This is a genomic window from Poseidonibacter lekithochrous (assembly GCF_013283835.1).
Classification (GTDB): domain Bacteria; phylum Campylobacterota; class Campylobacteria; order Campylobacterales; family Arcobacteraceae; genus Poseidonibacter; species Poseidonibacter lekithochrous.
In genome coordinates this window covers 1,039,352-1,050,669 of the sequence record NZ_CP054052.1, presented here as the reverse complement: position 1 = coordinate 1,050,669, position 11,318 = coordinate 1,039,352, and the positions used below count along the sequence as shown (strand labels likewise).

8 protein-coding genes are annotated in these 11,318 nt (G+C 29.5%); 1 reads left to right on the top strand and 7 read right to left on the bottom strand.

Features of this window, described 5'->3' with window-relative positions:
- Positions 1-6 precede the first annotated feature (6 nt).
- The 4 genes from ALEK_RS05115 to ALEK_RS05100 are packed head-to-tail and all read right to left on the bottom strand — an operon-like array spanning position 7 to position 4,091.
- Entirely contained in the window at positions 7-825 is an 819-nt protein-coding gene (locus ALEK_RS05115) for a hypothetical protein (protein ID WP_071627175.1), read from the bottom strand.
- Entirely contained in the window at positions 825-1,430 is a 606-nt protein-coding gene (locus tag ALEK_RS05110) for a hypothetical protein (RefSeq protein WP_197950343.1), read from the bottom strand. Before ALEK_RS05110 ends, ALEK_RS05115 begins: the two co-directional genes overlap by 1 nt.
- Positions 1,430-2,581 carry a restriction endonuclease subunit S gene (locus ALEK_RS05105; protein WP_071627173.1) on the bottom strand — a complete coding sequence of 384 codons (1,152 nt, stop codon included), beginning with the start codon at positions 2,579-2,581 and terminating at the stop codon, positions 1,430-1,432. The genes ALEK_RS05110 and ALEK_RS05105 overlap by 1 nt, the downstream gene beginning before the upstream one ends.
- The gene (locus ALEK_RS05100) at positions 2,574-4,091 is read right to left on the bottom strand and encodes a type I restriction-modification system subunit M (protein ID WP_071627172.1); all 1,518 of its coding nucleotides are present in this window, start codon (positions 4,089-4,091) and stop codon (positions 2,574-2,576) included. Before ALEK_RS05100 ends, ALEK_RS05105 begins: the two co-directional genes overlap by 8 nt.
- A 1,549-nt stretch (positions 4,092-5,640) precedes the next feature.
- On the opposite strand from ALEK_RS05100, the gene ALEK_RS05095 reads away from it, so the two are divergent.
- Positions 5,641-6,333, top strand: a complete 693-nt coding sequence (locus ALEK_RS05095; RefSeq protein WP_083574659.1) for a response regulator transcription factor — start codon at positions 5,641-5,643, stop codon at positions 6,331-6,333.
- A gap of 350 nt (positions 6,334-6,683) precedes the next feature.
- On the opposite strand, the gene ALEK_RS05090 is transcribed toward ALEK_RS05095, so the two are convergent.
- From ALEK_RS05090 to napA, 3 genes are all read right to left on the bottom strand, one after another.
- Positions 6,684-7,304, bottom strand: coding sequence for a nitrate reductase cytochrome c-type subunit (locus ALEK_RS05090; protein ID WP_071627170.1), 621 nt, complete (start codon positions 7,302-7,304; stop codon positions 6,684-6,686).
- 234 nt (positions 7,305-7,538) lie between these two features.
- A complete protein-coding gene (locus tag ALEK_RS05085) occupies positions 7,539-8,147 on the bottom strand; it encodes a nitrate reductase cytochrome c-type subunit (protein WP_071627169.1) in 609 nt (202 codons plus the stop codon).
- Positions 8,148-8,214: 67 nt separating this feature from the next.
- Entirely contained in the window at positions 8,215-11,016 is a 2,802-nt protein-coding gene (napA, locus tag ALEK_RS05080; RefSeq protein ID WP_071627168.1) for a nitrate reductase catalytic subunit NapA, read from the bottom strand.
- Positions 11,017-11,318 lie beyond the last annotated feature (302 nt).

Sequence of the window (11,318 nt, the reverse complement as noted above, 5' to 3'; positions counted from 1 at the left end):
TATACCTTAATAATCTGTCAATATTGAATTTGCTAGTCTTTTCTCTGGTTTAATACCTGTTGTATAGTAACGTTGTTCAATACCAAATAATACTAGTTTTAAATGTTCTTCTGTTTCAATTTTAAACGAATTTCCACTCACGGGAACTGTATGACAATAAGTTTTTGTATAACTTACAACTTGAGATATTTCAGCTGTAGTAAAACTACTTAAGGTATCTAGTGCCATAGCTATTCTTCTTCTATTTGCAGACTTAACATTCATAGATGTAAACCCTGTTCCTAAAGATATAAAGCTATTCGCAAAAAAAGTATTCACTTCTACTTGAGTTGCAGTCCTGTATAATGATTCAATACCTTTAAACATATCCTTGATTTTAACGATATCTTTAAAATACAAAGTGTCATTACTTGTATCATAAACTGCATCAACCCACTCATTTATAACTATAATAGGTTTATCAGTTTGTAAAGAGGGAGAATCAGTGATACGTAACCATTTTTTAGATAATAATTTATTTACAGTTGTTTTTTGGAATAAATATAAGTTACTTTGTTTAGCACACAAGTATTTAATATCTTCATATTTATCGGTTGTGATTTGGTTAAAGGTAGTTCCATTAAAAGCATTTTCAATTAAACCATTTTTATAATTTCTAGCTATAAAATTATCTAATTTAAACCATTCGTCATCTTCGAGTTTATATTTTGGAGAATAGCTTTTTGTATTTGATAAATCAGGTGTTTCGATTATATTTTTTGTTGAAGCTACCACTTTTAAGAACTGCTGTGTTCTTCCCTTTAATTTTGCTAATAGATAATTCATTATGCCCCTTCTGTATCAATAAATGTATAGTTTGTGATTCTTTTTAGGTGGTCAAACCTTGCACTCTCTGTAGTCTTTAACTCTTTTTTTGTAATTAATAGAACTTTTACATTATTACTATTAATGACATAGAAGAATTTAAATCCAAAAATAAACAACATAGGATTAAAGTATGATATTCTTGAGAAGTAGATAAACACTGCTATTATTAAAAACACAACAGAGAACATTTCAATATCAGTAACACTTAAAGCAACAAAGAAGTATCCTAAATAGCTTGGTAAAAAAGCATCATTTGCAGGTTCAATATTAGTAAGAGTATCTTCTTCTATACTATCACTAGATAAAAATCGTATAAGATAAATGCTTATAATTGATAATATAACTATACAAATTAAATAGAAAATATATGAAGATAAGTTTAATAACTTAAAGAAATTATCTCCTATAAATTCTATCAGTATGTTATTTTTAATTGCCAATGTAGTGATATTGTAAAAAACTGGTTTTATCCATTCTAACGTTATTTCTTTATTTATCGTGAATACTAGAAAAGATAAAGATAAAGAATTAATTACTAAAAAGAATCTAAATATATATGACATTATAATTTTACGCTCACTTCACCACTTATAAATTTAGGTAAAAGGGTATCTCTCATATTTTCAAGAGTTTTAATTTGTACTTTATTTTGATTTATTTTTTCTAATAGTGTATTAGCTTGTTCATTAAACTGAAGTACCTTGTTTAGTGGGTATTTTGGAAAATTAAGTGACTTTAAATTTGTTTGATTGATTTTAGGCTGTACTGCACCAGTAACAATCTCATCTATATTTTTTTCTAATAAATAGCTCCAAATGAAATAGTTACTATAAGGCTCTTTTGCTTGTAATACATGAGTGTGATTGTTTACCCAAAACTTACCAGTTGCATATTGTAAAATAGGATAGCCATCCTCAGTTCTAACAGTTCCATCTTCACCCATTAAAATATATTCACCATCAAAAATATAATCATTTATATAATCCATAATTTTTGCAGCTCCATAATATGGATAAAGTATTCCAGTTTTTAGCTTATCTCTTTTCATTTTAGAAAGTGGAACTCTTTTGCTATCGAAAATACTAATAACTTCTCCTAATGTACCAGCTTCCCAATCATCTTTAGCTTCTTTTATAAACCATTTTCTAAAAAGTGTTTGTGCTAACTCTTCCAGTGTTTTGTTTTGGCAGTGAAGTAAGTCAATTTTTTTACAAAAATCATGATATGTTTTACCTATAAAATTTTCTTTTTCTTTTTCTAATCTTGGTATAAAAAGTTTATTAAAATCTGATTTTTTTAAATGTGGTATTACACCACTTACATCAAGGTTCTTAATTTGTGTTTGAATATCTTTTGAACGTAATACTGCAAATAAATACATAGGGTTAATTACTTTTTCATTAATTCTAAGTCCTACCATATCTTGTGCTATTGCAAAACCTAATGTATCTGGTACTAGACAAACTGCACCATTTTGACTACCTTTGAGTGTCAATATAATGTCATTAGGTTCTAAATGTGCACGAAACCAATTATCAAATGTATCTTGCGAAATATATCTAATTCTTTCATATACAGGATAAAGACTATTATTTTTAATACAATTCGTAGCTATTAAAGGTATTCCATTTTCAACTGTTGGTACTGTTTTACCTCTATTATCAACTATAAATTTAGTTGTATCAGATAATGGAGTAAGTTGCTTATCACCCATCAATAATAACCTTTGCCAAGTTATCATTAATCCTTTGATTAAGTGCTTGTTCTTCTTCCATCTGTTCTTCTAATTCAGCTTGTAAGCTAGTAAATCTCTCTTTAAAATCAAACTCATCATCTATTTCTTCAAGACCTACATATCGACCAGGAGTAAGTACATAGTTTAACTCTTTTACTTCATCTTGACTTGCTGATTTACAAAACCCTTTTATATCTTCATATTCATCACTTTTAGTTTTCCAATCATGGTAAACTTTAGCTATATAGTCTGTATCTTCATGGCTAAACTCTTTTGTTCGTCTATTAATTAAAGCTCCCATATTTCGAGAGTCTATGAACAAAATATCTTTAGTAGTTCTTCCTCTTTTCATAAACCATATAGTTGCTGGTATCTGTGTATTTAAAAACAGTTTTGCAGGTAAGTTTACTATACAATCAACTAAGTTAGCTTCTATAAGAGCCTTTCTTATCTCTCCTTCATTTGAAGTATTAGAAGTAAGACTTCCTTTTGCTAGTACAAATCCTGCTGTTCCTGTTGGTGCTAAATGATAAAGGAAGTGTTGTATCCATCCGTAGTTTGCATTTCCCTCTGGTGGAGTTCCATATTTCCATCTTCCATCATTTCTTAGTAGGTCACCACTCCAGTCTGAAACATTAAAAGGTGGGTTTGCAATGATAAAGTCAGCTTTTAAATCTTTGTGGGCATTATTTAGAAATGAACCTTCATTGTTCCACTTTACTTGTGAACTATCTATTCCTCTAATAGCAAGGTTCATCTTTGCTAGTCGCCATGTAGTTTGATTTGATTCTTGACCATAGATAGATATATCATTTATCTTTCCTTGGTGTTCTGTCACAAACTTCTCAGACTGTACAAACATACCACCACTTCCACAACAAGGATCAAATACTCTACCTTTGTATGGCTCTAACATTTTTACAAGTAGTTCAACTACACTCTTTGGAGTATAAAACTGCCCACCTTGTTTACCCTCTGCAAGTGCAAACTCACCTAAAAAGTACTCAAACACATGACCAAGCACATCAGCACTTCTAGCTTTTGTATCACCTAAGGCAATTTTACCGATTTCATCAAATAATCCACCAAGGGATTTAGAATCAAGATTTTCCTTGGCATAGACTTTTGGAAGCACACCTTTTAAAGAGTTATTCTCTTTTTCAATGGCATCCATAGCATCATCTACAATCTTCCCTATACTTGGTAATTTAGCATTTGATAGAAGAAATGACCATCTGGCTTCTTGAGGGACAAAGAACACGTTCTCAGCTTTGTATTCGTCTCTATCTTCTGGATCAGCTCCTACATACTCTCCTTCACCATTTTTTAGTGTGTTGTAAAGCTCTTCAAAGCTATCAGAGATATACTTTAAAAATACAAGTCCCATTACCACATGCTTGTATTCTGCTGCATCAATATTCTTTCGTAGTTTATCTGCTGCTTTCCATAGTTGTTTTTCGATTGATTCTTCTTGTTTTGCTTTAGCCATTAAATCTATAATCCCATAATATTATTTTTGTTATTTTATCTAAATTGTTATTAATTATTAAATAACTATAATAATGTTTATAAAAACAAGAAACTATAAAAATAGTTATTCAAAATTATTCAAAAAATTTAATAAGTATTTAGTTTATATTAGTATCTTTTCCACCTTTTTTATCTCAGTTGTCTTCTTTCTTTTTAAATTACATATACTTTTTTCTATATCAAATGATATGGTAGGGAATGGCTCAGGAATGAAGACAACTTGCCCTTATGCCAATTTGAATTTAACAAATTGACTAAGACAAGTTAAGTTTTAATATTCGAATGACACGGCTTTTGCAGGACTTTCATTACGACTTATAGTAGGTTTTTGTTCAGCTCCAACCTACGACACATTACATTAGACGGTTCCCTTTATCTAATAACCTACATCTCGGATTAATCCAGTACAAACATATCTTATTTATTTAAAAACCTCTGTTTTATATATTAACTGGTAAAGTTATAGGGGTATTCTTGCTACTATGAATAATAGTAAAACGGGCATCTCCAAGGTGAATCGTACCACATACACTTCCTCACACCTTGCTGATTTGGTCTCTTATTTGGCTAGCTTTCCTGACAGCTTTTACACTATCTACGGTAAGTTGCTTCTTACCTTGTATAAGTATTTGTTTTATCGTAAGTTTTCGCTTACTATGCAGTCCTTATACTCTACCGCTTCATATAGTTATTTAAAGACATTACTTTATTCTCAACATTTAAGTTGATTTTTTGATGACTAATAATTAATTGATTTTTGTTTAAATGTTTGTTAGTATATAAGCATATTTTTAGCAATTCTTGTAGTCGCCAAACTAACATTGTTAAGGATTGCTAGAATACCTCCTATTTTAAACATAAGAATATTCTCCAACAATTAAGCGGATTCAATAGTTTATATTTAAATTAAAATATTTTTTGATTTGTATTTAAAATTAGATTGTAAAACTGGCAAGTTACATATCTAAATATTTGTAGAACTAGTATATATGTATTTACAAGTTTTGTACATAAATAACAATTTGATAGATAATGTAAAATAATGTATATTATTTATAAAAAATGAAGAATAATGTATTAATAAAATTATAGATGTATTTTTTTTAACTTAAAAATATAAATTAATTAAAAAAATTATATATAATCCAATATTAAAATGCAAGAGTAACTAGAAGGACTTTTTAAGGACTATTAAAAAAAATATTGTCATTAGAATAGAAGGAAGTACCAATGTATAAGGCTTATAGAAGGATAAAAAAGAAATATAAGGGGACACCTAATCCCATTTATTTCCTTTTGTTATTATTTTACAATATCTTCTTACAAGCTTTATATTTCGCTATTTTTAAAGTAATTATTTTAAGTGTATTATAAACGAAAAAGCCAAAGAAATAGATAAAATACTTAGCTATTTTTTACACATACCACTAAACAGCCACCAAAAATTTATAAACTATATTTAATAAGCTAGAAAAGAGCTAATATTTTTATATTAGAGTGGAGTGAAAATGTTAAAAAGCCTAAATGTTCTATACATAGAAAAAGATGAATACACAAGAGAGTATATAAGTGATGCTTTAGAGTTTATGTCAATGAATGTAACCTCAACAAATTGCGGAGATGAAGCATATTCTTTATACCTAAAGAATAGACCCGATATTTTGGTATCTGATATACATGTTCCCATATTAAATAAATGCAATTTAGTAGAAAAAATTCGTCAAAATGATAATAATATTCAAATTATTATCACAAGTGATATTACAAGTACTGAACATTTTTTGAAAGCAGTTGAGCTTAATTTAGTGAAATATTTATTAAAACCAATATCCTTAAATCATTTAAAAAATGCCTTAACAATTTGCGTAAATAATATTGAAAACAAATGGCAAGAATCTATCAAGTACTTTAATAAATATGACTTTTATAATCTGTCAGACAAACTTCTTATGGTTGATAATAAAACTATAAAATTAGATTATCATGAAAGAGGTTTTTTAGAATTATTACTAAAACACAATGATAGAACAGTGACATATTCTGAGATTGAAAAAGAGATTTGGGATAATAATATGAGTAGTGCAGCAATTAGATCATTAGTTCGAAACCTAAGAAAAAAACTACCTGAAAATAGTATTGAAAACTTATCAAAAATTGGTTATAAAATAAATCTAAATAACCAGCAAACACCATCTACTTAAAGGAGAAAGAGATGACATTTGATGATTCAAGGTTAAAAGATAAGAAGAAATTCTTATCATTAGTTTGTTAAAACATTAAAAGTATAAAATTATTTTAATAAAGATTTATTGATGTTAATCAATTTCATTTCTCCTCTAAACTCCACTAGATGGTATTTTTGTGCAAAAAAAATATAAAGACAAATTCAAATAAAAATAATTAATATTAAAAAGAATGGCTAAACTATAAAGAATCCCTATAAACTCATATATCTTCACTTTTTAAAATAATATAAAATAAATATAAGAAGAAATTTCAAAATTTCTTCTTATTTTCTAAAATATCAATAAAATATTTTAATAAAAAAATACTATTTTTCTTGTTTTTTAGAAGTATCTAGATTATCTAAAATAAAATCATCAAAATTAGACTTAAGAGCACCATCTTCTCTTGAATAATTAACTTCAAAAGTATTTTCAATTATTAGTTTTCCAGTTGATTGTGGAGCATGACATAAAGTACAATTAAATCTTGCACCAACTAATTTTTCTACAGGTTTAATTGCAAGTTCGCTTTTCATATGATCAGTTGCATGAATGAAATTTTCACCATCATAAGTATGTTTTGGTCTTAAATCTGTATAGTGTGATTTAGGAATTGCTGTTGCTCCCATACCCATCATAGACGCCATTTGTGGTTCATGACATGTCATACATTGATTATTATTAATAGTAATAGGAAGTAAACCTTCAACATTATGAGGAATCATTGGTGGCGCATTTTGGTATGCTCTATCGAATTTTTTTGATGTTCCAGCAGGAGATGTACTGTACATAGTTTTATCAGCTATTGTATCTGTTTCTGAATAGATAGTTGTTTTTCTAAATCCCATAGATTCTTCACTAATAGAAAAAGAACTTTTTGATGCAGAATAAACAAGAGTAACTAATACTACTGAGCCAATTAATATAGTTAACTTACTAAATTTCATTGTGTCCTTCCTTTAAAAATGGAGCATAACAAGATTTAATTTTTATTTAATTCCCAGTTTTTCTTAGCTTTATATTAATCTTGAGTAATCTTGTTTAAGTCCAAGTTTTTTAATTTGTACTTCAATTATATCTCATTTATTTATAAGTTTTTATAGTAAAAATATATTAGTTTTTTATAGAAAGAAATGGGTTAGAGTAAAAAGAGAGAGTTTCCTCTCTCTTTTTATTAAGGTCTATTTTTTTAATGTGTCTAAATTATCTAGGATTACTTCATCCCAAGTTGATTTAAATGCGCCATCTTTTCTTGTATAAGCTGGCTCAAAAGTATTATCAACAATTAATTTACCAGTTGATTGAGGAGTATGACATTGTGTACAGTTAAATCTAGCCCCAGATACTTGAGAAATAGGTTTAACAGAAACTTCATTTTTCATATTATCAACAGCTTTTGTAAATGTTTTACCATCATAATTATGTTTTGGTCTAAAGTCCATAAAGTGAGACTTTGGAATTGGAGTTGCACCCATTGAAGTAGCAATAGCTGGTTCATGACAAGAAGTACATTGGTTATTATTAATAGTAATAGGTAATAATCCATCAACACTATGAGGAATCATTGGTGGAGCATCTTGAAATGCTCTATTTATCTTTTTAGATGCACCAGCTACTTCTGTACTATACATTGTTTTATCACCAATTGTATTAGCTTCAGAGTATATAGTTGTTTTTCTTAAACCTAAAGACTCTTCGCTTACAGTACTTACATTATTAGCTGTGGCACAACCAACAGTAAATAGTACCGCAGCAGAACTAAGTGCTATAGTTAGTTTACTGAATTTCATTTTGACTTTCCTTTTTTTATTTTTTTGTTAAAAGGATATATTTTCGAATAATATATCCTTTTATAATTTATGCTTTATATACTTTTACAGCACATTTTTTAAAGTCTGTTTGTTTTGATTGTGGACAAGTAGCGTCTAAACAAACTTTATTAATATATACTTTCTCATCAAAGAATGGAACATATACAAGATTTCTAGAAGGTCTATTTCTACCTCTAGTTTCAACTCTTGCTTTTACTTTTCCTCTTCTTGATTCAACCCATGCAAGTTGACCTTGTTTAACACCAAATTTTTTGGCATCTTCTGGGTGTACGTACACTAAAGCTTCAGGAACAGCTCTATATAATTCAGGAACTCTCATAGTCATAGTTCCAGAGTGCCAGTGCTCTAATACTCTACCAGTACTCATCCATAATGGATATTCAGTATCTGGCATTTCAGGTGCATCCATGTAAGGTCTAGCAAAGATTTTTGCTTTGTTTTTTAAAGATTTTTTGTTTTTATCTTTAACTCCAAGTAAATCCCCTTGAGCTAATTTCTTAGCTAATTTACCATAGAATGCAAAATCACCATTTGGATTTGCTTTTTTAGCATAAGGATCGTATTTAGTATTAAATCTCCATTGAGTCTCTTTACCATCAACTACAGGCCATTTAAGTCCTCTTACTTTGTGGTAAGTATCAAAGTCAGCTAAATCATGTGCATGGCCTCTTCCGAAGTCTGCATATTCTTCGAATAAGTATTTTTGAATAAAGAATCCATATCCTTTAAATACTTTACCGTCAGAGCCAACAACGTTTCTACTATCACCATAAGCTTCAGAGTTATCGTAACCAGCTTGGATTGGATCATCAGGATTTAATTTATAAGATTTTGCTCTTTCATTTGCAAAAAGAACTTCATACATATTTGTATCTTCTTTATATCCCATTTTCTTAGCAGCTGAAATTACATTTGGTAATTTTTTACCATTTCTTAGTGTACTTTCACCCCATAAATCTTTTACAGTAAATCTTTTCATGAATTCCATCATTTGCCAAGTATCAGACATTGCATCTCCAGCTGGTAGAACTTGTTGTCTCCAATGTTGAGTACGTCTCTCAGCATTCCCGTAAGCCCCCCATTTTTCATAGATCATTGCTGTTGGTAAAATAAGGTCAGATACCTTCGCTGAAATTCCTGGATATGGATCTGAACAAACAATAAAGTTATCCATTTCTCTTGCAGCTTTAATCCAATGAGATGCAGATGCTGTTGTATGGAAAATATTAGTTACTTGAATCCAAGCAAACTTAACAAAACCATCTTCAATATCTCTAAAGATTTTCATAATATGTTGGTTACCAACTGGGTTTAATGTTCCAGCAGGAATATTCCAACCTTTTTCAGTAATAGCTCTATGTTTTGGATTCTTAACCATCATATCAGCTGGTAATCTATGTGTAAATGTTCCAACTTCTCTAGCAGTACCACAAGCAGATGGTTGACCTGTTAATGAGAATGCTCCAGAACCTGGCTTAGCTTGTTTATTTAATAAGAAATGAACATTATAAGCTAAAGTATTAACCCATGTACCTCTTGTATGTTGGTTCATACCCATTGTCCAGAAAGAAACTACTTTTCTTCCTTGTTCAATATATAAATCAGCCATAGTTTTAATTTTTTTCATAAAGTCTGCATCAGATTCATCAGGATCACCTTTTGAAACTTGCGTAGTATACTCAGCAGTATATGGTTCTAAGAATTTTTTATACTCTTCAAAAGAAATTTCCCAGTGCTTAAGACCTGCTGGTTTATTAACCATCACATCACCTTCTTTATATCCATAAGGCTCTAATGCAGGTGCTTCATCTTTTGAAACTACTTTTTTCATCTCTTTTGAGATTGTTTCCATCTCTTTATCTGAATATTTTCCGTCTTTTAGTGATTTTTCACCAGTACGTCTCATTCCATAACCCATATTAACTGGACTTGCAGCAAATACGATATGTTCTTTGATAAATTTCCAATCAATTGCATTTGGATTATTGTATACAATTTCTCTTGCAATATAATTCCATAATGCTAAATCTGAATTAGGTTTAAAAATGATTTCAATATCAGCTAAATCTGAAGTTCTATGTCTATATGTAGATAGATTGATTACTTTTACTCTATCTGGATCTGATAATTTTCTATCAGTAACTCTTGACCATAAAATAGGATGCATTTCTGCCATATTTGATCCCCAAGTTAAGATAGTATCAGTTAACTCAATATCATCGTAACAACCTGATGGTTCATCTATTCCAAATGTTTGATAGAAACCAACAACAGCAGATGCCATACAGTGTCTAGCATTTGGATCAATGGCATTAGATCTAAATCCACCTTTCATCATCTTTTGAGCGGCATAACCTTCCATAACAGTATATTGTCCAGAACCAAATACACCTACCCCTTCAGGCCCTGATTCTTTTAATGCATGTCTTGCGTGTTTTTCCATTTCATCAAAAGCTTTTTCCCATGAAATTGGTGCGAAATTACCTTTTTTATCAAATTCACCTTTTGCATTAACTCTTAGTAATGGTTGCTTTAATCTATCTGCACCATACATGATTTTTGCATTAAAGTATCCCTTGATACAGTTAAGTCCTCTATTTACAGGTGCTGCTGGATCCCCTTTTACTGCAACAATCTTACCATTTTTTGTTGCCATCATGATACCACATCCAGTACCACAGAATCTACAAGCTGCCTTGTCCCATCTCCAACCACCTTCGGCCACATTAGCTTTTGCCTCTAACTCACTTGGTACATTCATACCAATAGCTGCTGCTGCTGATGCCGCTGCCGAACTCTTTAGGAAGTCTCTTCTTGAAAGTGACATTTAATTCTCCTTGAATTGAAATTTTTAAACAATCAGAAAACATCAAATTAAACCGTGATTTACAATTTCATTTTTTCTTATACAAATCGTTTAGAGAAATTTTAAAATTATTTTTATGATTCATTCTTGACCTGTGTCAATACATATTTATTAGGAAAGTTAGATATATAGCAAATTTGTGCAAAAAAAATATAAAGCTTTTTTGTAAGAGAAATTATTAAAATATTTAATATAAGATATATAAAAATAATCATTTTAAACACGTAGAAAATAGGCATTTTAGGAAGAATAATATTACGTGT

Excerpts from the sequence above, each read along its gene's own strand:
- ALEK_RS05115 (WP_071627175.1), bottom strand. The coding sequence starts at position 825 with ATGAATTATCTATTAGCAAAATTAAAGGGAAGAACACAGCAGTTCTTA.
- ALEK_RS05105 (WP_071627173.1), bottom strand. The coding sequence starts at position 2,581 with ATGGGTGATAAGCAACTTACTCCATTATCTGATACAACTAAATTTATA.
- napA (WP_071627168.1), bottom strand. The coding sequence starts at position 11,016 with ATGTCACTTTCAAGAAGAGACTTCCTAAAGAGTTCGGCAGCGGCATCA.
- ALEK_RS05090 (WP_071627170.1), bottom strand. The coding sequence starts at position 7,304 with ATGAAATTTAGTAAGTTAACTATATTAATTGGCTCAGTAGTATTAGTT.
- ALEK_RS05095 (WP_083574659.1), top strand. The coding sequence starts at position 5,641 with ATGTTAAAAAGCCTAAATGTTCTATACATAGAAAAAGATGAATACACA.
- ALEK_RS05085 (WP_071627169.1), bottom strand. The coding sequence starts at position 8,147 with ATGAAATTCAGTAAACTAACTATAGCACTTAGTTCTGCTGCGGTACTA.
- ALEK_RS05100 (WP_071627172.1), bottom strand. The coding sequence starts at position 4,091 with ATGGCTAAAGCAAAACAAGAAGAATCAATCGAAAAACAACTATGGAAA.
- ALEK_RS05110 (WP_197950343.1), bottom strand. The coding sequence starts at position 1,430 with ATGTCATATATATTTAGATTCTTTTTAGTAATTAATTCTTTATCTTTA.